Origin of the sequence: Alkalibaculum sporogenes, assembly GCF_009362815.1 — a bacterium.
Taxonomy (GTDB): domain Bacteria; phylum Bacillota; class Clostridia; order Eubacteriales; family Alkalibacteraceae; genus Alkalibaculum_A; species Alkalibaculum_A sporogenes.
The window spans coordinates 15,102-35,843 of the sequence record NZ_WHNX01000013.1 but is presented as its reverse complement, the minus strand read 5'-3'; the positions used below and the strand labels follow the sequence as shown (position 1 = coordinate 35,843).

Here is a 20,742-nt window from a genome sequence, read left to right as displayed (position 1 = left end):
TTTCACCTCTCAGGGTTATTTAATATATCTCTACGCAACTGCCCACATGCTGCATTTATACTTGACCCTAATTCTCTTCTTATAGTTGTTTGAATCCCTACGGTATTTAAATACTTGCTAAATTTTATTATATTATCTTTTTCACTTTTTATAAAGCTACTTTCTTTAATTTCATTAATCGGTATTAAATTAATTAGACAAATAATATCTCTAAGTTTAAATTCTAACTCCTTAGCACAATCTAGACTATCATTTGTGCCACTAATCATTGCATATTCAAAAGTAACACGACGTCCTGTTTTATTAACATAATATTTACACGCTTCTATTAATTCCTCAATAGGATATTTTTTATTAATAGGCATCATTTTATTTCTAATACTGTTATTTGGCGCATGCAGTGAACAAGATAAATTAATTTGTAAATTTTCATCTGCTAGTTCATAAATTTTAGGCACAATACCGCAAGTAGATAATGTAATATGCCTTTTACCAAGCCCTACTCCATTTGGATTATTAACATTATATACGAATTTTAATACTTCGTCATAATTATCTAAGGGTTCTCCACTTCCCATTAGCACAATATTTGAAACTCTAATATTTAAATAATTTTCTATAACCAATATTTGATCTATCATCTCGCCACTACTTAAATTTCTTACTATTCCATCTATTGTCGATGCACAGAATTTGCATCCCATTTTACACCCAATTTGTGTTGAGATGCACAATGTGAATCCATAGGTGTATTTCATAAGTACACATTCAATAATATTATCATCATCTAAGGATAATAAGAATTTATGAGTATCATCATTATTGTCTTTTAATACTTTAAGCACTTTAATATGATCAAGTTTATATTCTAGTTTTAATTTTTGTCTAAACTTTTTAGAAACATTATTCATTTCATCTATTTCGTCAACTCTATGTCCATAAATCCATTTATAAATTTGATCTGCTCTAAATTTAGGTTCTCCAAGATCCTCAGCTATCTTTTGCAACTCTTCTTGGGATAAACCAATTAAATTAGTCATAAGTTTGTCCTTTCATTAATAAATTCCTTTATATCATAACAAAGTTTAGAGAGTTATGCCATAACAAGAATAGGTATTTGGTATAAAACAAGCAATAACCTCATATTTTTTCTCATAAAATAAACTGCACAATATGCAGTTTATTTTATGAAAAGAACAAACTTGATTATATAATCATTAGCTTTTACCGTGTATATCTTTACTAGCCTTTAGTATCTTACTAATAAAAAAACCATCACATCCATCAAGCTCTGGAAAAGTTTGAATAAACTTGTCGTTTAGTAAAATATCTTTATTTACGTTTTCAATATCTAACAACACTGCATTTTTATATTTGTTCATTAGATATTCTACAATCTCTTGATTTTCCATCTTGTTAATAGTACAAGTACTGTAGACTAGCACTCCACCAGGTTTAAGGTAAGTGAATGCATTATCTATTAACTGTTTCTGTAATTTAATAATGCTGTTTATATCCTGCTTTTTTAGTTTCCACTTTATATCAGGTTTTCTCCTGATTATACCAAGACCTGAGCAAGGAGCGTCGAGTAAGATTTTATCGTACTTTTCTATATCTTCACTATAAAGTACACTACCATTTTTTAATTCTAATTTAACATTTTCAAGATGTAACCTATTGCAGTTTTCATTTATTAATTCCAATTTATGTTGGTATATATCTCTAGCGCTTAATCCCGGCTGATCAAGAATTTTTTCTCCTATATGTGTTGTTTTTCCTCCAGGTGCACTACACATATCTAATACTATATCTCCAGGTTTTGGATCTAAAACATCTACAACTAACATTGCTGCTTCATCTTGTATTATAAATAATCCATCTTTATAACTATTGTATTTTGTTATATCTCCAAAATTTTTGATGACAATAGCGCTTTCGCATAATTTTGCGTCATATACATCTATATCTTCTTCTTCTAATATTTTAATTAAATCGTTTTTATTAATTTTTAGTTTATTCACACGTATTGTCGTAGGTGCACTATTCAAAGATTCTATAAAAAAACTTTTAACAGTACTTAATTTGTATTGATTTTTTAATAGTTCTGCAATCCACACTGGTGCTGAATATTTTATTATTAACTCTTCATGTTGAGTAAAATTTTTGTTGATAATTTCATCCTTATTTCGAATTATATTTCTTAAAACACCATTAACAAATTTATCAGCTTTTCCCTTTGAATATTTCTTACTTAATTTAACACTTTCATTTACAGCAGCAGAATCAGGTACTTTATCGAGAAAAAATATCTGAAAAACTGATAAGCGAAGTATTTCTTTTATCCAAGGTGAGATTTTTTCAAATTTTGTTTTGCTATGATTAGTAATAATCCAATCACAATAATTGCGGTTTTTTATCACGCCGTTAACTAGGGCATTAATAAAAGATCTGTCCACATCTTTTAAGAGAGAATTTTTTAAACTTTTTTTTAAAACTATGTTAATAAAAGCATCATTAGTGTTAATCTCATATAGTAATTTAATAGCCACTTCTCTTGGGTAATCTATTTTATTTTGCATAAATTAATCTCTTGAACCTCTCAGTAAAACCATCCTTAGTAATTGTAAAAAAGCAACAATAGTTGCTGCAACATACGTAAGGGCAGCTGCATTTAAGACTTTCTTTACGCCAATACCTTCATCGTCGTAGACTAAATATTCCGATTCCAATTGTGTTAAGGCTCTACTACTTGCGTTAAATTCTACAGGAAGTGTTACTATGTTGAATATTACTGCAGATGCAAAGAATAAAATCCCTAAAGTCATTAATTGCGGGAAATTAAACAGAATTCCTATGAAAAATAAAAACCATGCAGAATTTGAAGTAAACCCTACTACAGGTGCAATTGTACTTCTAAGAGTTAAAGGAGCATAGCTTTTATTGTGTTGAATAGCGTGGCCAACTTCATGTGCCGCTATAGCGATAGAAGCAATGCTTCTTCCATTGTATACTTCATTAGATAATCTAAGCTTTTTTTTGGTGGGATCATAATGATCCGAGAGTTTTCCTCCAACTTGCTCCACAGTAACATCATATATCCCATTTTTTTTCAATATACGACTAGCTGTTTCAGCACCAGTTATTCCTCTTTGATTTGCTACTTTTAGATACTTATTATATGTTGTTTTCACCTTAAACTGAGCATACGCTGCAAGAATTAATCCAGGTAAAAGTATAATCATGGATGGGTATAAAAACATTGGATAAAACATACGAAAACCTCCATTTATTTATTTCAAATATTTATTTAATATTCATTTTAATAATATAATTTCTACTCGTCTATTTCTTACATAATACTTTACTTACCTTAAAATAATCTTAAAATCAAAGGACACAAATACATCATGGCTGTTTCAATATACTGTACCCTATGTTTCACATCTTCGTTAAAATTTAGTCTAGGGTATGCCCTATCTCTATAGTATTGCCCTTTAAATAATCGTCTATATGCATTCTTTTCTTATTAGAAAATTGTATTACTTGTAAATATAGGCTACTATCCATAGTTTTTATTAACAAACCTTTGTTTTTTTCATATCTTATTATTGTTCCTGGTTTGTAATCAATTTCTTCTGGTGATTCATATGATTTTGCAGTATATATCTTAACTTTTTGGTCGTGATAATGTGTATATGCAACTGGCCATGGGTTAGTTCCTCTTATTAAATTTATAATATTACTAGTTGTATTATTCCAATTTATTCTTGCCATGTCTTTTGTCAATAGTGGTGCGTAAGAACTTAGTTTTTCGTCTTGTTTTTTTCTAGGAGCTGTACCAGTTTCCAGATCAGCAAGCGTCTTTAAAAGCAAATTAGTGCCGAGTACAGCTAATTCTTCATATAGTTCACCAACTGTAGTTTGATCACCTATTTTAACCTTTTCTTGATATATAATATCTCCAGTATCCATGCCTTGATCCATATACATAGTAGTTACACCTGTTTCAACTTCCCCATTTATAATACTCCAATGAATGGGTGCTGAACCTCTGTAACGCGGGAGCAAGGACGCATGTATATTAATGCAACCATACTTCGGCATATTTAATATTTCTAGTGGTAGTAGTTGCCCATATGCAACTACTACCACTATATCTGGATTTAATTTACTTATTGCATTAATTGCATCTATATTCTTAATATTAGCAGGCTGTAAGATATCTAACTTACTTTCAATAGCTAAAGCTTTCACAGGAGAATAAACTATTTTTCTGCCTCTAGTATTTGCCTTGTCTGGTTGAGTTATTACAGCAACTACATCGTGGCGGTTGGACTCAATTAATGCATTTAACGGTACATAAGCAAAATCAGGTGTACCCATAAAAACAATCCGCATTAAACTATCTCCTCTTTGATTGATTTATCAGTAAATAGTATCCCCTCTAAATGGTCTATTTCATGGCAAATTGCACGTGCTAATAAATCTGTTCCTTCAATTGTATGCTGATTTCCTTGTAAATCCATATATTTTACTTTAACATAATTAGGGCGATTTACCTCTTCGTTAATGCCAGGTAAACTCAAACATCCCTCTAAGTCTATTTGAGAACCATCACTTTTTATTATAACTGGATTTATTAGCGTAAGAGGACCTTCTCCAATATCTATCACCGCTACTCTTCTAAGAACGCCTATTTGAGGTGCAGCAAGACCTATACCATCTGCATCATACATAGTTTCAGTCATATCTCTTACAAGTTCTTTAATTCTCTCGTTAATTTCCTCAACTTTCCTAGCTTTCTTCCTAAGAACTGGATCTTCGTGTACTCGTATATTTCTTAATGCCATTGTTATTGTTGCCTCCTATAGTATAGTATTTGGATTTATATCTATGATTTTAGTAGAACTTATATCTGATATATCCTTATTTAAATTTAAATTGTATATGATTTCATTATATAATTTAATGTGTACCGTCTTAATTATAAAATACCACCGAAACCTATTATTAATCTTTTTTACAGGTGATAAAGTTGGGTTAAACATCTCTTTAACTAGCTCATGTAAATTATTATCCTGCAAGCATTTTAATAAACTATTATAATATTTGTGACAGTCTTTTGATACCACTTCTTCATTTTCATTAGTAAAACCTATATATATAATATCCGAAAAAGGAGGATAATTCATCATTTTTCTGTATGAAATTTCTTTTTCATAAAAACTATTGTAATCATGATTTTTTGATAGGGTAATAGAGTAATGATTTGGTTCATACGTTTGGACTACTACATTACCAAGTTTAGTACCTCTACCTGCCCTACCTGCTACTTGTGTTATTAGTTGGAAAGTTCTCTCGCTAGCTTTGAAATCAGGTATATTCAATGTAGAATCAGCGAGTATTACTCCTACTAATGTAACATTTTGAAAATCAAAGCCTTTTGTAACCATTTGAGTCCCTAAAAGTATATCTGCTTGTCCACTAGAAAATTTGTGAATAGCACTATCATATGCACCTTTTTTTTGCATAGAATCTGTGTCCATACGAAGTATTTTGGCTTGTGGAAAGTATTTATGTAATTGCAACTCTAATTTTTGGGTACCTGAACCAGTATGCTTAATTTTATTGCTTTTACATTTAGGGCAAATACTGGGAACCATGCTTTTATGGGAACAGTAGTGGCATAACATCTCTCTTGAGCTATGATGGTATGTCATACTAATGTCACAATTTGAACATCTTACGACAAATCCACAATTTCTACAAAAAACAAAGCTAGAATAGCCTCTTTTATTTAGGAATAATATCGTCTGCTCACCACTTTTTATATTATTCTCTATACCTTCGAAAAGGGCTCTACTAATTACAGTTCTATTCCCTGCATATAGTTCGTCTTTCATATTTACAATTTCTATTTTAGGCATTGGGATATCATTTACTCTGTTTGGTAATTCAAGTAAATGAATATCATTGTGTATTGCATTATAGTAGGACGTGACCGAAGGAGTAGCACTTCCTAGCACAATATGACAACCGTGCATTTCCTGTAGCTTTTTAGCTATCCCTACAGTGTTATATCTTGGTCTATTTGAGGATTTATATGTATTTTCATGTTCTTCATCCATAATTATTAAACCTATATTGTCCATAGGAGCAAATATTGCCGATCTAGCACCTAATACGATATTATAGTTCTTAGATTTGATATTGTTCCATTGATCTATTCTTTCTCCTGCATTCAATTTACTATGAATTATTCCAATATCTTGTTTAAATCTTCCCATAATTCTTTCTATAACTTGAGATGTTAGAGAAATTTCAGGAACTAAATACAAGCATCCTTTATCTTTTTTAATAGTTTCTTCTATTAAACGTAGAAACACCTCTGTCTTTCCGCTACCTGTTACACCATGAATGAGAAAGGTACTTGGTTCCATTGCCTCTACAAAAGCATCTAAAGACTTTTGCTGATAGTAATTAAGATTATTTTCAGGATAACTATATTCTTTCTCTTTATAAGGATTTCTAATATTAACTTTACTACATTCCTCAATTAATCCTTTTTCTATTAACGACTTAAGCGTTCCTCCAGTGCAATTCGTCAACCCTTTTAAATCCTCCAAGCTAGTTGGTATATCATTTAAACAGGATAATACTTGTCTCTGCATTAAAGCATTTGGCCTAGTTGTATTTAAATAATCTTCCTTTAATGAATACTTGCCAGAAAGTTTATAATATTTTATCTTTTGCTCTGAATTATTTAAGAGATACTCTATTTTATTATCTATTTTAACTTTCTTGTATTTCATATTACTTGGAATATAGCAACTTACAGCCTCCATAAAATAACAGTGATAATTTTTTTGCATCCAAAAACACATTTCAACTTGCCACATGCTTAGTTTTGGATAGTTGCAAATTACACCCTCAATTGTCTTTAATCCTTTAAATTCACTCTTCTCTTTTATTTCTACTACTAAACCATCTATAGATTTATTTTTAATACCAAAAGGCACAACAATTCTAACACCTATATCTATATAGTCTAAATGAGAAGGAATAAAATAGTCAAAGGAATGATCCATGTTACTATTTAATTGATTTATAAAAACTGCTGCAATTTTCATCAATTCATTCCTTATAAAGTATTTTTACTATAAGAAACATGCTTTGCCTGTTTCTTGTGATTATGCGGATAGCCAAGTTGTCTATTTACAGATACTCACTACTACTCTTTAAAAAAATTGCAATAGCATAATGCTGTTGCAATTTTTTTTTTACTTATACTCATACTTTATCTTATCTTGAATAATTTCTTCAGTGGCTATTGAAACTGGATTCTTATTATCTAATACAATATCTGTTGGGGCACCATCTATTAATTGACGTGCTCGTTTTGCAGTTACTAGGATAAGAGAGTACTTATTATCCACTTTCTCTAATAATTTATTAATTGCTGGGTATCTCATTGTATTACCTCCCGATAATTTCTTCTATTTTACTTTCTAATCGTACTGATCGACATTTTTCTGCGGTTATAATAGCTGCAATTTGTTTTGCGGCTATATCTACTTTATCATTGATTACAATATAACTGTATTTATTCGCATTTCTAATTTCATCATATGCACAATCTAATCTTTTATCCATTTGAGTTTTATTTTCTGTACCCCTTTCAGTGATTCTCTTTTTCAATTCATTAATTGAAGGAGGAACAACAAAAATATAAATTCCCTCTGGATAATTTGCTCTTACTTGTGATGCACCTTGTATGTCTATCTCTAAAATAACGTCAGTTCCCTGATCCATCAAATCTAAAACTTGTTTAGATGGCGTACCATAATAATTATCATATACTTTAGCATACTCTAAAAATTGGTTATTGCCTATCATATCTAAAAAGTTTTCTTTATTAATGAAATAATAGTTTTCCCCATCTACTTCGCCTGGCCGAGGATCTCTAGTTGTAGCTGAAATAGAAACTAATAAGTTATCGTAATTATTTAACAGTTCTTTACAGACTGTCCCTTTTCCTGCTCCTGAAGGCCCTGAAATTACTATCAGCAAACCTTTCTCTTTTTGGTAGAATTTAGTCACTATTATTTCCCTCATTATTCAATATTTTGTATTTGCTCTCTCATTTTTTCAAGTTCACTTTTCATATCTACTACAGAGTTAGATATATCAATACTATTGGATTTAGACCCAATGGTATTAATTTCTCGATTCATTTCTTGAATTAAAAAATCTATTTTTCTTCCCACTGGTTCTTTTTCAGACATAATTGTATAAAATCGCTCTATATGACTTTTTAATCTTGTAATTTCTTCGTCCACACTTACTTTGTCGGAAAAAATTGCAACTTCATTCAATAGACGTACCTCATCAAGTTCAACTGCTTGGGTATACTCTCGCATTTTAATCTCTAAACGTTTTTTATACTCAATAGTAACATTAGGCGCTTCTTTTATAATGATATCAAGATATCCGGTAATATATTGCAATCTTTTTTCAAAATCTGTTTTAAGAATATCCCCTTCACTTTCTCGACTTTTCAATGTGTTTGCTACAGCATCTTGTAAACCAGGTTTGATTTTTTTCCATAAGTACTCTAAATCGACTTCATCTTCTACAGTAGTTATTATATCTGGAAATCTTGAAATAAGCGACAAAGATATATCTCCTGTAACCTCGTTGAAATTGTTTTTAATTGCATTAAGGCACTCTATATATTCTTGAGCTAGGTTATTATTAAGGTACAATGATTTATCACTAACATTACTTTTATTTAATTTAATATTGACTTCCACACGACCTCTAGAAATATGTTCACTTACATATCTACGAATATTTTCCTCCATCATGGAAATTTGTCTAGGAATTTTGATAAAAAAATCTTTATACCGATGATTAATACTTTTTATCTCTACTATTATTTCATATTGATCATCTTTATATTCTCCTCTACCAAAACCAGTCATACTTTTCAAACATGTCACCTCCATGTACTAGTATTTTATAATAATTATCACCCTAGTAGATAAATACGTTGTTTAACAATATTATTCTATAATACCTTCAAACACTGTGACAGCTTCTCCTGTCATATAGATTGTATCTTTTATTTCTATTAATAAATTTCCACCAGGTAATGAAGCATTTACTTTTTTCTTTACAAATCCTTTATAGTTTGCAATTGCCACACTAGCGCAAGTGCCAGTTCCACATGCTAAAGTTAGACCTGCTCCTCTCTCCCAAGTTACAACTCTTATATTTTCATTATCAATTATTTGTACAAAATTCACATTTGTCTTTTTAGGGAAAAGAGAATGATTTTCAATGAATGGACCTATTTTCTTTATAGGGTAGTTGTCTAAATCATCTACAAAAATCACCACGTGTGGATTACCCATGGATATTGCAGAAAAATCAATTAAATGATCATTAAATTCAACTTTTTCATCTATAGCTCTTTCTTTGCTATTATCAATAGGTATCTTTTGTGATTCGAAAATTGGTGTTCCCATATCCACTTGTACTTTAATAACTTTACTATTTTGAATTTCTAGGAATGTAGTTTTTATACCAGCTAAAGTTTCAATATCTATTGGATTTTTTTTAACAATATCTTTGTCATATACATACTTAGCAAAACATCGTATTCCATTACCACACATTTCCACTTCACTGCCATCTGAATTAAAAAAAGACATTTTAATGTCACAAGTCTCAGATGAATTTACAATCATAACACCATCTGCCCCTATGCCATATCTTCTATCGCAAATAGAAACAATTTGGAATTTATCTAATGATAAGTTGCCTTGTAAATTTTCTATTACAATAAAATCATTTCCTAAACCATGCATTTTACAAAAATTCATAACAACACCCTTTGCCAAATCAGTTAATTAGCTATAACAATTCTTTCATAAGATAAAATCAATTAACAATTTACCTCATCTCAAGTTTTGAATATTAATATATTATAACACAATGAACAAAGTACAAACTATATTTTAGTTAAATACTTAATAAAATCTTTTATGTTAAAATCCAAGCAAAATAAAGTGTTACATTATTACACTATAAATCTTAGTAATTCTTAAATAAGTTGATTTAAAATCTCAAACCATGGATCATAATATTAACGTGTAATTTATGATATAATGATTGCTAAGTGAGAATTAAAACTGGGCAAAGTGATTGAAATTTTGCTTAATCTATTAAATGAATAATTTACGACTGAAATAAAAAGGATGAAATAATATGCCATATGATGGAATAACTACATTTTGTGTAGTGGAAGAAATTAAAAACAAATTAATACAAGGTAAAATCAACAAAATTTATCAACCAGAATCAGATGAGATAATATTAAATATTAGCAACAAAGGAAACAAGTATAGTTTACTATTATCAGCTAATAATAACAATCCTCGTGTCTACTTAACTAACAAAACAAAAAACAACCCTTTAGCTCCACCAATGTTTTGTATGTTACTTAGAAAAAATCTTCAAAATGCTGTTATTCTAGATATTAGTCAAGTTAGTTTAGATAGAATAATAGAAATAACATTAAATTCGAAAAATGAGTTAGGTGATAATGTAACTAAAAAACTAATAGTTGAGATTATGGGAAGGCATAGCAATATCATACTAATTAACGAGCCTGAAAATACAATTATAGATAGTATTAAAAGAGTTGGAACAAATATTAGTAGCTATAGAGAAGTATTGCCAGGAAAACAATATGTCAATCCACCTCAATCTAAAAGAGATCCAAGAGAAATGGACCTTGAATCTTTTATATCAATTATTGATTTGTACAAACAAAATAAGGCTACTCACAAATTTGTAATGGACTCTTTTATAGGAGTTAGCCCCCCTCTAGCACATGAGATATGTCATCGTGCTAAAATAAGTAGTGATACATTAGTCGGTAGTTTAAGTGAAGAAAATAAACTAAAATTATTTGAAACCTTTACAGCTCTTTTTAATAATTTAACACATCATATGAAACCTATTATGTATACAAACCACAATAAAAGCAAGATTTATGATTTTTCTGCTATAGCTTTTACTTATTACGAACTATATGATATCCAAAATTATGAATCAATTTCTATATTGCTTGAAGAATATTATTATTTGAAAGATAATCTATCTCGAATAAAGAATAGAGCATCTAGCATAATGCAAATGTTAAATAACAAATTGGATAGAAACTACAATAAAAAGTCTAAGCAATTAGACGAATTGCAAAAAGCACATGACTCTGAAATTTACAGAAAATATGGAGAGCTTATTACTAGTAATATTTATTTACTTAAACAAGGGCAGCAATCTACAGTATTATTAGACTATTACACTGGAGTTGATATTGAAATCCCCCTCTCAATTCAATTGTCACCTTCACAAAATGCGCAGAAATACTTCAAGAAGTACAACAAAGGAAAAAGAGCCAAAGAATATCTAGAAGAACAGATCGCCATAACCGAGGATGAAATTTACTATTTAGAAAGTCAAATTGATAATGTTAATAAATGTAGTGAAATAAATGAATTTAATGAAATTAAAGAAGAATTAATAGAAAATGGGTACTTAAAACCTCAAGGAAGTAAAAATAAAAAGAAAAAGAAAGAAGATGTACTATCTCAACCTTTAAAATATGTTTTTAATAATGTTGAAATATATGTTGGAAAAAACAATAAACAAAATGAGTATCTAACCATGAAATTTGCATCTAAAACTGATCTATGGCTGCATGTAAAAGATGCTCCAGGTTCTCATGTGATAATTAAAAAAGACTATGACAAGGTAGATGAAAAGTTAGTTTATACTGCAGCACTACTAGCTGCATACTATAGCAAATTAAGGAATTCTAGTAATATTCCTGTTGATTTCACAGCTGTAAAATACGTTAAGAAACCCAAAGGCTTAAAAACAGGTATGGTCATTTATACTGATCAAAAAACAGTCTATGTAACTCCTAATGAAGAAGAAATTTTATCACTAGATTTGATTAAATATTAATAGTCTTTTTAAAGCTTTTAGACAATACTAAAAGCTTTAAAAATCATACTTTAAATATTAAGATAATTCATCTAGCACTGCTTGAAAATATTTAGGCACTTCTGATGAAAACTCCATATATTCTCCAGTTGATGGGTGGTCAAATCCAAGTAAGTAAGCGTGAAGCAGCTGACCTTTTGAATATAACTTTTGTTTTATTAAACCATAGGTATTATCTCCTACCACAGGATGACCTATAAATGACATGTGTACTCTTATTTGATGTGTTCTACCTGTTTTTAATTTAGCTTCTATTAATGTATTTTTATTAAACCTACGTATAACCTTAAAATGAGTAATAGCATTTTTTGAATTTTTATCAGTTACAGTCATCTTTTTTCTATTATTTTGATGTCGACCAATTGGGGCATCAATAGTACCATTTTCCTCTACTATTGTACCTTCCACTAATGCAATGTACTTTCTGTTTATAGTATGGTCTTTTAATTGAATACTCAATGACTTATGAGCTAAATCACTCTTAGCAACAACTAATAAACCTGATGTATCTTTATCTATACGATGAACTATGCCAGGTCTGTATACTCCGTTAATATCTGATAGATCTTTTATATGAAATAATAATGCATTTACCAAGGTATCACTATAATTACCTGGTGCAGGGTGAACAACCATCCCTTGTACTTTATTTACTACTACAAGATGTTCATCTTCATATACAATATCTAAATTAATATCTTGAGGTTCTACATTTATTTTTTCAGGAGTTGGTACTCCAATTTGCACCTCATCACCTTCTTGAAGCTTATAACTTACTTTGCTTTTATCTAAATTAACGGTAACATTGTCATCTTCAATTAATTTCTTTATATATGTTCTAGATAAGTCTGGGATAACTTCACTTAAAAACTGATCCAAACGCTTTTTTAAATCCTGCTCTTTGATAATAAAATTATATATTTCCATTTTATACTTACCTCACATGTATTTTTTTATTGTAACTTTATTTTTATTTTTTTTCGTTAATCCATTAAATTCATCTAAAACAAATCTACCTTTTCCTCTTACTGAAAACAAATCACCTATTTGAGCATTTAGAGATGATTTTATTTTCTCCTCATGGTTTATTTTTACACCACGTTTTTTTATAATATCAGTGGCAGTATCTCTTGAAATTCCATAAGCAGCACTTATAATAGCATCTATTCTAAATGAATTAATAGTTACTTGTATTATTTCAAAATTTTGTTTGTAAGTACTTAGAGCAGTTATATCGTCAAGTAGAAATTGAGTGTCTCTACCTTTTATCGTTAGTAAATTTACAGATATATAAGATATATAACTTGCAATATGTTGTCGTGCTACAATTTGCACTTTATCATCTTGAATAAGTATATCACCAAGGGTTTCTCTATTTATACCTAATTGCATAATGGCGCCTAAAATCATACGATGGTCAACTTTAAAATCTATTGACGCACTACATACTAACATTGGCCACTCAATACATTGTTTTTTATTTGTAGAGAAAATGCATAACATTTTTCTTTCGGACAAATTATGTCCTCCGAAAAATTCATAACTTAATCCTTCATATAGACTAAGCTCTCGTTTAATATCATTTTGTTGTGAGGGATCGTAAAAGTCAAAAAAAACTAAACTATCATCTAATCTCTCAGCACGATAGCTTATTTTTTTTAAAAAAATTGTATTCTTATTATAATTATGACTCATAAAAACAACATTCCAATTAGATATCTATAACTAGGAGCTAGAACATATTCAATAAATAATATTGCAAAAAAAGCTGAAAAGTTAAGTGCTCCTCCTATTTTTATCTTTCTAAATGGTTCTAATATTGGTTCAGTTACGTTATAAATAAACTTGACTATGGGATTTTCCCTATTAGGTTTAATCCAACTAAATATTACATTAGCTAATAACAGCATACTCATAATTTGAAACAAAACATTTCCTGCGGATATTAAAGTTTGATACATATACACACTCCTACTTTTCGTAATCCCAATCTAGTATGTCTTTTGTAGTATTAGATACTATGTCGTCAGTAATCACATCTACAGTATTAGGTGCCAAAATAAAAACATTTTCACTTATTTTTTGAATAGTCCCATCTAAAGCAAATACTGCTCCACTTAGAAAATCAAAAATTTTTCTTCCATCTTCATAGTCTGTATTTTCTAGATTTACTACAACAGTCTTATTATTTTTTAAATTTTCACATATAGATGGAGCATCGTTAAAAAATTCTGGCTCCACTACTAAAACCTTTGAATTTTTGGAAGTTGTTGCAGTAGTCATAGCGATACCTTTATCTTTCTTATTTTTTTTATTGAAAAGATTTTTCTCTTCTACCTCTTCTTCTTCTTCGATTTCTTCTTCTAACATTTCGTCATCGTACTCATCTTCTATATCTAAACCTAATAAATTTTTTACTTTTCCCCATGAATTATTAGCCATAAATATCCTCCTTTTATTTTATACAAAAATACCTCTTCCTATTCTAACTATATTAGATCCTTCTTCTAAAGCGGTACTATAATCATTAGTCATACCCATTGATAAGAAGTTCATATCTACATTTTTATATAAGTTTTGTTTATCCTTTATTTTATCATATAATTCTTTTAATTTCCTAAAAATATGACGAATTTCTTCAATATTTTCAATATTGGGTGCCATTGTCATTAAGCCCTGGACAGAAATATTCTCTAATTCGTCAATAGCATACAAAAATGACTCTATATCTTGCAAATAAATGCCATATTTACTTTCTTCTCTAGATACATTTATCTGAATTAATATTTTAGTGAAGATATTATTTTTCTTCGATTGACTTGAGATCTCTTTTGCTAGCTTTAAGCTATCTACAGAGTGAATAAGATGTACTTTATCAATAATGTACTTAACCTTATTAGTCTGTAGATGTCCAATTAAATGCCATCTTACATCCCCAACAACCTTATCAAATTTTTCTATTAATTCTTGAACTCTATTTTCTCCAAGATCTATAATTCCATAATCAACTACTCTTTGAATCTCTTCAACTGTCCTGTTTTTTGTTACAGCTACTAGATTCACATCACTAGGAATTGTTTCAATTATTTGATCTAGATTTTTTTCTATATTCATAGTTTACACCTATGGATTAACTATTAATCTCATTCCATTCGTTATATTTTCATTCTCTGAATTAGCTAAAAAAACATTTCCATTATTTTTGTTGGATATTGTTACCTCTACATACTTTTTTAAATATCCTTTACTCATGATCACTATATTGTCTTTTCCATCTACTTTAACTAAAGACTTCTCAGGTATAATATATCCATCACGAGCATATGTAATTAGACTTAATTGTGCCTGCCGTTCAGCTAAAAACTTTTGATTAATATTATCTTTTAATTGTAAAATAATTAGCTTCTCTTCGCCATATTCGCGAATATCAATAATATAACCTTTATTCTTAGTATCTTCATACTCAAACTGTATACTCGGAAACCTTTTTAGTACATCAAAGCGCGAATTCAGATATTCATAATATTCGTTTAAACTATCTATTTCTAAGGTTTCCATTATTTCTTCTTTTCTTTCTAATACTCTTTCTTCCTGGTTAAGTACTAAATCCTTCGATGATACTATACTCAAGTATACATATGTATCGTCAACTATCTTTATAGTTTGACTGGTTTCATTATTATTTTTATTATAATTCTCTAAATTTCGTATGTACTCAGGTGTTAAGAATTCTAATATGTTTTTACTTAATACGTTCTCATAGCCATCGGATTTAAAATAGATAAATCCAGGGAAATTAAAATTTAGTTTATTGAGAGTGAAACTCGAACCTGTACTGTCTTTTACTCCACTATATTTTTCTTTCAACTCAATTAATGTGTCTTTATTAAGGCCTATATACTGAAACGAATTAATTATATAAGATTTCTGCTTTAATAATTCATCTTTTTTTTGCTCTAAATTTTGTATCTTATCGGAATCATTAAAATTTTCAGCCCATGAAATATCTTTTTCAATATCTTCAATTTGTTCATCTATCATAGAAATATCTCTATCAAATAAGTTCTTATCTGTATACGCTTCATTGTCTAAAATCCAGTTTATTATATCGATTTCTCTATTATAGTATTCAGTAAAAGTAATATTCTTAGAGTCAGATAATACTTTGTTTATAGATACTCTTTGACCTTCTTTTACCGTGAAATCTACTTGATTGTTTAAGTTTTTTATTTCTTCGTTTTTAATAATTATAGCTTCTGTTTCGTAAGTCTCGCTATATTCTTCTATTGATAAAATTTGAACTTTTTTACTATTATAATTGGCCCATATGAGTATAAGCACAGTTGCTATAGCAATGTAAAACAATATATTATTATTTGCTCTTTTCTTTTTTTTCGCCATTTCAGATCACCTATTCCTTTAGCATAAGAAGAGCTTGTCTAATAATTTCGTATAAAAATGGTCTGAGTGAGAGGATTTGAACCTCCGGCCTCGTGAACCCCATTCACGCGCGCTACCAAACTGCGCTACACCCAGATATACATAATATATATTATAATAATACCTCTAATATTTATCAAGCACAATCTTAATCTATAAATATAATATATTCAATCTTGTTAATTTATCTGTAAAATAAAAGCTCTTGCGATAACTCTCGCTAGAGCTTTATTAATCAGTTTGTTAAATAATTATAAACACTATTCCTCTTCCATTTTCGTTGAGTACTTTTGAAAGAGTTGCTTTTATCTTATCTTGGTTATCCTCTGACATTCTTGCTATTTTGCTATTTAGATTAGTCATAACTAATTCGTTTAGGTTCTTTCCGAAGATTTCCATTTGCCACATTTTTTCTGGGTCTTCTTCAAATTGTTCCATCATCTCACTCATAATTCTCTCACACTCACTCTGAGATCCTATGAAAGGTGTTACTTCAGTATCAACGTGAGCGCTTATTAAGTGAATAGAAGGAGCACTAGCTTTTAATCTCATTCCATATCTATTTCCATGACCAGATATTTCAGGACTTTCTAATTTCAATTCACTTGATTCTGGTAATACAATTCCATATCCTCTATTTTTTGCGCTATCTAGGGCACTTTTTATTTTTGTGTACTCAGCATTTATCTCTGATATTTCTTTTATATAGTTCATCAAATCTAATTTATTATTTAGCTGTTCTGATGTGTTTAAGTTTAGAGAACTATAAAATGTTTTGTCATCCACATTAAAGTCAAAATTAATCTCACCTTTACCTAAATTAATTTTTCCTGGTTTTACTGAAATATTAGTAAAGTCAACCTCTACTTCTCTTAAAATATCTCTTATTTTTACAGAACTACTTATTTTTTGTTGTATCAGTTCCATCATATTTTGTTTAACAACTTCACTGTCATCTATTCCCTTTAACCAAATAGGTACATTAAATTTAATTTCTTTAATTGGGAATTCGTATAAGACTTCTTGTAATATATTAGTAATATCCTTTACTTCAATATTAGCTATATCGACAGGAATTACAGTTGTATCGTATTTTTCAGCTAATTGATCTTTAAGTACAGATATTTCTTCACTATTTGGATATCTAGTATTTAATATAATTACAAAAGGTTTATTAATCTCTTTTAGCTCCTTTACTACTCGCTCCTCAGCTTCTAAATATTTTTCTCTAGGTATATCTACAATAGAACCATCAGTTGTTACTAGTATACCAATAGTTGAGTGATCTTGAATTACTTTCTGTGTCCCTGTTTCTGCCGCTTTAGCAAATGTTACAGGAGTATCGCTCCAAGGCGTCATAATCATACGTGGAGCTCCATCTTCAACTGATCCAATTACATCGTCAATAAGATATCCCACACAGTCAATTAATCTAACTTTCATGCTACTTTTGTCATCTAAGCTTACGTTGATTGCTTCATTGGGAACAAATTTAGGTTCTGTAGTCATTATTGTTCTGCCAGAACCACTCTGTGGCAACTCATCTTTTGCTCGTAAAGCTTGAAATTCATGTTCCATATTAGGAATAACTAACTTTTCCATAAACTTTTTAATAAAGGTGGATTTTCCAGTTCTTACTGGTCCAACAACTCCCAAATAAATATCACCATTAGTCCTCTGTGCTATATCTTCATATACATTAAAATTCATCCAAAAACCTCCTCGATTCATTGTCCATAATAATACTTATTCAAGGAGACTTTATATATGCAAGAAATAATTTTTTTTTTATTTAATCGTGTAATACATTAAATAAAGTGAAACTTTATTGAGTAGGAATTTTTATTCATTGCTAAATAAGAGAGTTAAAATTAGATAATATTTTACAAGTAACAACTTATGTAGTATAATCAAGTTGTTACTTAAAAACAAAAAAAGGAGACGAAAATGATTGAAGCAATTAATATTTCCAATGATGAGGATATTGAATTAAAAAGCATCTATAAAAACTGGACTGATTGGAGATGGCAAATTAAAAATTCCATACGCGATGTTCAAGGATTAGAAACTTTTCTTGGAATTAAAATGGATAAGGAAACAAAAGACAAGATAAATTCAACAATGGCTATATTCCCTATGGCAATTACACCATACTATCTATCATTAATAGATAAGGAAAATTTAGAAAGCGATCCTATATTTAGACAATCTGTTCCTAGTAAAGATGAATTAATAATAAATGAATATGATATGCAAGACCCATTATCAGAGGATATAGATAGTCCTGTACCTGGACTTACACATCGTTATCCTGACCGTGTATTACTACATGTAAGTAATACTTGTGCAATGTATTGTAGACACTGTACTAGAAAGCGAAAAGTTGGAGACAATGATTATAATCAAAATAAACAAGCTTTATCAGGAGCTCTAGAATATATAAGAAATCACTCCAAAATTAGAGATGTATTACTTTCAGGAGGAGATCCGCTTTTATTATCAGATGAATTTCTAGATTGGATACTTACAGAAGTCAAAAAAATACCTCACGTTGAAGTTATAAGGATTGGAACACGAGTTCCTGTTGTATTGCCCTTTCGTATTACAGATAAATTAGTTAATATACTAAAAAAACATAACCCCTTATGGTTAAACACACACTTTAACCATCCAAATGAGATTACAGAGTCATCTAAAGAGGCATTAAAAAAGTTAGCTGATTGTGGTATCCCACTTGGAAATCAATCTGTTTTATTAGCTGGAGTTAACGACTGTTCATATATAATGAAAAATTTAGTGCGAAAATTAGTACAAAATAGAGTAAGGCCCTATTATATATATCAATGTGATATGTCAAATGGATTATCTCATTTTAGAACTACAATAGGTAAAGGAATTGAGATTATGGAATCTCTTCGTGGTCATACTAGTGGTTTTGCTGTACCAACTTATGTAGTTGATGCACCAGGTGGTGGAGGTAAGATTCCTGTTATGCCTAATTATATCGTTTCTTGGTCTCATAACAAAGTTGTGTTAAGAAATTATGAAGGTGTTATAACTACTTATAATGAATCTGACACTTATTCGTCAAATTCATGTGATTTAAAATGTGATGAGTGCAATTTAACCTTAAGTTCCCCCAATATTCATAAAAGAAAAGCTGTAGGTATAGAAAGATTGCTTTCTGATTACGATAAAACTATATCATTTTCACCAGAACTAAGTTGAGGTAAAAAGGCATATAAATTTTCTATGGGATAAAATAGAGACACACATAGAGTGTGTCTCTGTTCGTTATATGATAGGAAAGTTCGACTAGCTTGCTAAGGCCAAAACTTTGCTATTATACTTGAATAAAACGACGCTATTCTTGAAGGAGTGAATTAACAATGAACGGATCTATAACTAATATTGGTAACTCAGTAATACAACACGATAAAGATAATAATAGGATATATATAATTAAATTTGATAATTCTTTAGATACACTTGAATATTTAGATAAATTAGCGATTAAAAATAACTACACTAAAATAGTTGCCAAGACACCTTCTTCTTCAAAGTCTCTTTTCATAGAAAAGAAATATGCAATGGAAGCTAAAATTCCACATTTATATCGTGGAGTAGAAGATGGCTATTTTTTTGCTAAATACTTTCATAAAGATCGAGAAGTAATCGACGAAATCCATATTACTAATGTATTAGATACTGCTTCTAAGCGCAAAGATGTATCTCCTATTCCAAATGCATTACCTAAAGGGTTTCACTATAGAATTGCAAATCTAAATGATTCTAAGGAAATATCTAACCTCTATAGAATAATATTTAAAACATATCCTTTTCCAATACACGATGAGCAATATATTGTTGATACAATGAAGTACAATGTTATTTATTTTACTATATGGAAAGATACTCAACTAGTATCTGTATCATCAAGTGAAATGGATGAACAGATGCACAATGTTGAGATGACCGATTTTGGTACATTACCCAAATATAGAGGAATGGGATTTAGTTCATATTTGTTAGAAAAAATGGAGTCCACAATGAAAAAAAGAGGAATTATAACAGCCTATACTATAGCCAGATCCCTTTCATATGCTATGAATATTACTTTCTCAAAGCATGGATACAATTTTTCAGGCACGCTAAAAAACAATACCAATATATCTGGAGGAATAGAAAGTATGAATGTTTGGTACAAACTACTAATATAGTTCT

General features: G+C 29.5%; 20 protein-coding genes and 1 tRNA gene. 3 read left to right on the top strand and 18 right to left on the bottom strand.

Features of this window, described 5'->3' with window-relative positions; translation table 11 throughout:
* Positions 1-2 precede the first annotated feature (2 nt).
* The 10 genes from rlmN to dapF form a co-directional block, all read right to left on the bottom strand.
* The gene (rlmN, locus tag GC105_RS09550; protein WP_152804127.1) at positions 3-1,040 is read right to left on the bottom strand and encodes a dual-specificity RNA methyltransferase RlmN; all 1,038 of its coding nucleotides are present in this window, start codon (positions 1,038-1,040) and stop codon (positions 3-5) included.
* Between the two features lie 177 nt (positions 1,041-1,217).
* On the bottom strand, positions 1,218-2,579 hold the full coding sequence (rsmB, locus tag GC105_RS09545) for a 16S rRNA (cytosine(967)-C(5))-methyltransferase RsmB (protein ID WP_152804125.1): 1,362 nt from the start codon (positions 2,577-2,579) through the stop codon (positions 1,218-1,220).
* A 3-nt stretch (positions 2,580-2,582) separates the two neighbouring features.
* Entirely contained in the window at positions 2,583-3,272 is a 690-nt protein-coding gene (locus tag GC105_RS09540; RefSeq protein ID WP_152804123.1) for a zinc metallopeptidase, read from the bottom strand.
* A 184-nt stretch (positions 3,273-3,456) separates the two neighbouring features.
* Complete coding sequence (gene fmt, locus GC105_RS09535) at positions 3,457-4,398, bottom strand: methionyl-tRNA formyltransferase (protein ID WP_152804121.1); 942 nt, start codon at positions 4,396-4,398, stop codon at positions 3,457-3,459.
* The gene (gene def, locus GC105_RS09530) at positions 4,398-4,850 is read right to left on the bottom strand and encodes a peptide deformylase (protein WP_152804119.1); all 453 of its coding nucleotides are present in this window, start codon (positions 4,848-4,850) and stop codon (positions 4,398-4,400) included. The genes fmt and def overlap by 1 nt, the downstream gene beginning before the upstream one ends.
* A 15-nt stretch (positions 4,851-4,865) precedes the next feature.
* Entirely contained in the window at positions 4,866-7,130 is a 2,265-nt protein-coding gene (gene priA, locus GC105_RS09525; protein ID WP_152804117.1) for a replication restart helicase PriA, read from the bottom strand.
* Between the two features lie 150 nt (positions 7,131-7,280).
* Positions 7,281-7,472, bottom strand: a complete 192-nt coding sequence (gene rpoZ / locus GC105_RS09520; protein WP_152804115.1) for a DNA-directed RNA polymerase subunit omega — start codon at positions 7,470-7,472, stop codon at positions 7,281-7,283.
* A gap of 4 nt (positions 7,473-7,476) precedes the next feature.
* Positions 7,477-8,100: a guanylate kinase gene (gene gmk / locus GC105_RS09515; RefSeq protein WP_343030006.1), complete on the bottom strand. Its 624-nt coding sequence runs from the start codon at positions 8,098-8,100 to the stop codon at positions 7,477-7,479.
* 14 nt (positions 8,101-8,114) lie between these two features.
* The gene (locus GC105_RS09510; protein ID WP_246169814.1) at positions 8,115-8,984 is read right to left on the bottom strand and encodes a YicC/YloC family endoribonuclease; all 870 of its coding nucleotides are present in this window, start codon (positions 8,982-8,984) and stop codon (positions 8,115-8,117) included.
* Between the two features lie 81 nt (positions 8,985-9,065).
* Positions 9,066-9,887, bottom strand: a complete 822-nt coding sequence (gene dapF / locus GC105_RS09505) for a diaminopimelate epimerase (RefSeq protein ID WP_152804109.1) — start codon at positions 9,885-9,887, stop codon at positions 9,066-9,068.
* A 385-nt stretch (positions 9,888-10,272) separates the two neighbouring features.
* On the opposite strand from dapF, the gene GC105_RS09500 reads away from it, so the two are divergent.
* Entirely contained in the window at positions 10,273-12,039 is a 1,767-nt protein-coding gene (locus GC105_RS09500) for an Rqc2 family fibronectin-binding protein (protein ID WP_152804107.1), read from the top strand.
* A 57-nt stretch (positions 12,040-12,096) separates the two neighbouring features.
* Here GC105_RS09500 and GC105_RS09495 read toward each other — a convergent pair whose 3' ends face one another.
* From GC105_RS09495 to spoIVA, 8 genes are all read right to left on the bottom strand, one after another.
* Complete coding sequence (locus GC105_RS09495; RefSeq protein WP_152804105.1) at positions 12,097-13,005, bottom strand: RluA family pseudouridine synthase; 909 nt, start codon at positions 13,003-13,005, stop codon at positions 12,097-12,099.
* A gap of 12 nt (positions 13,006-13,017) precedes the next feature.
* A complete protein-coding gene (locus tag GC105_RS09490) occupies positions 13,018-13,773 on the bottom strand; it encodes a YlmH/Sll1252 family protein (RefSeq protein ID WP_152804103.1) in 756 nt (251 codons plus the stop codon).
* On the bottom strand, positions 13,770-14,039 hold the full coding sequence (locus tag GC105_RS09485; RefSeq protein WP_152804101.1) for a YggT family protein: 270 nt from the start codon (positions 14,037-14,039) through the stop codon (positions 13,770-13,772). The genes GC105_RS09490 and GC105_RS09485 overlap by 4 nt, the downstream gene beginning before the upstream one ends.
* A gap of 10 nt (positions 14,040-14,049) precedes the next feature.
* On the bottom strand, positions 14,050-14,520 hold the full coding sequence (locus GC105_RS09480; protein ID WP_152804100.1) for a cell division protein SepF: 471 nt from the start codon (positions 14,518-14,520) through the stop codon (positions 14,050-14,052).
* An 18-nt stretch (positions 14,521-14,538) separates the two neighbouring features.
* Entirely contained in the window at positions 14,539-15,192 is a 654-nt protein-coding gene (locus GC105_RS09475; protein ID WP_152804098.1) for a YggS family pyridoxal phosphate-dependent enzyme, read from the bottom strand.
* Positions 15,193-15,201: 9 nt separating this feature from the next.
* Positions 15,202-16,479: a biotin/lipoyl attachment domain-containing protein gene (locus GC105_RS09470; RefSeq protein ID WP_152804096.1), complete on the bottom strand. Its 1,278-nt coding sequence runs from the start codon at positions 16,477-16,479 to the stop codon at positions 15,202-15,204.
* Positions 16,480-16,537: 58 nt separating this feature from the next.
* A tRNA-Pro gene (locus GC105_RS09465) sits at positions 16,538-16,614 on the bottom strand.
* A 147-nt stretch (positions 16,615-16,761) separates the two neighbouring features.
* Positions 16,762-18,228 (bottom strand): stage IV sporulation protein A, encoded by a 1,467-nt coding sequence (gene spoIVA, locus GC105_RS09460; protein ID WP_152804094.1) that lies wholly within the window; start codon positions 18,226-18,228, stop codon positions 16,762-16,764.
* A 237-nt stretch (positions 18,229-18,465) separates the two neighbouring features.
* Here spoIVA and kamA point away from each other — a divergent pair, with 237 nt between their 5' ends.
* Together kamA and ablB are read left to right on the top strand one after the other, a co-directional pair.
* On the top strand, positions 18,466-19,746 hold the full coding sequence (kamA, locus tag GC105_RS09455) for a lysine 2,3-aminomutase (RefSeq protein ID WP_152804092.1): 1,281 nt from the start codon (positions 18,466-18,468) through the stop codon (positions 19,744-19,746).
* Between the two features lie 161 nt (positions 19,747-19,907).
* Positions 19,908-20,738, top strand: coding sequence for a putative beta-lysine N-acetyltransferase (gene ablB, locus GC105_RS09450; protein WP_152804090.1), 831 nt, complete (start codon positions 19,908-19,910; stop codon positions 20,736-20,738).
* The last annotated feature ends 4 nt before the right edge of the window (positions 20,739-20,742 follow it).

Coding starts and splice junctions, on each gene's coding strand:
- rlmN (WP_152804127.1), bottom strand. CDS start 1,040: ATGACTAATTTAATTGGTTTATCCCAAGAAGAGTTGCAAAAGATAGCT.
- rsmB (WP_152804125.1), bottom strand. CDS start 2,579: ATGCAAAATAAAATAGATTACCCAAGAGAAGTGGCTATTAAATTACTA.
- GC105_RS09540 (WP_152804123.1), bottom strand. CDS start 3,272: ATGTTTTATCCAATGTTTTTATACCCATCCATGATTATACTTTTACCT.
- fmt (WP_152804121.1), bottom strand. CDS start 4,398: ATGCGGATTGTTTTTATGGGTACACCTGATTTTGCTTATGTACCGTTA.
- def (WP_152804119.1), bottom strand. CDS start 4,850: ATGGCATTAAGAAATATACGAGTACACGAAGATCCAGTTCTTAGGAAG.
- priA (WP_152804117.1), bottom strand. CDS start 7,130: ATGAAAATTGCAGCAGTTTTTATAAATCAATTAAATAGTAACATGGAT.
- rpoZ (WP_152804115.1), bottom strand. CDS start 7,472: ATGAGATACCCAGCAATTAATAAATTATTAGAGAAAGTGGATAATAAG.
- GC105_RS09510 (WP_246169814.1), bottom strand. CDS start 8,984: ATGACTGGTTTTGGTAGAGGAGAATATAAAGATGATCAATATGAAATA.
- dapF (WP_152804109.1), bottom strand. CDS start 9,887: ATGAATTTTTGTAAAATGCATGGTTTAGGAAATGATTTTATTGTAATA.
- GC105_RS09500 (WP_152804107.1), top strand. CDS start 10,273: ATGCCATATGATGGAATAACTACATTTTGTGTAGTGGAAGAAATTAAA.
- GC105_RS09495 (WP_152804105.1), bottom strand. CDS start 13,005: ATGGAAATATATAATTTTATTATCAAAGAGCAGGATTTAAAAAAGCGT.
- GC105_RS09490 (WP_152804103.1), bottom strand. CDS start 13,773: ATGAGTCATAATTATAATAAGAATACAATTTTTTTAAAAAAAATAAGC.
- GC105_RS09485 (WP_152804101.1), bottom strand. CDS start 14,039: ATGTATCAAACTTTAATATCCGCAGGAAATGTTTTGTTTCAAATTATG.
- GC105_RS09480 (WP_152804100.1), bottom strand. CDS start 14,520: ATGGCTAATAATTCATGGGGAAAAGTAAAAAATTTATTAGGTTTAGAT.
- GC105_RS09475 (WP_152804098.1), bottom strand. CDS start 15,192: ATGAATATAGAAAAAAATCTAGATCAAATAATTGAAACAATTCCTAGT.
- GC105_RS09470 (WP_152804096.1), bottom strand. CDS start 16,479: ATGGCGAAAAAAAAGAAAAGAGCAAATAATAATATATTGTTTTACATT.
- spoIVA (WP_152804094.1), bottom strand. CDS start 18,228: ATGAATTTTAATGTATATGAAGATATAGCACAGAGGACTAATGGTGAT.
- kamA (WP_152804092.1), top strand. CDS start 18,466: ATGATTGAAGCAATTAATATTTCCAATGATGAGGATATTGAATTAAAA.
- ablB (WP_152804090.1), top strand. CDS start 19,908: ATGAACGGATCTATAACTAATATTGGTAACTCAGTAATACAACACGAT.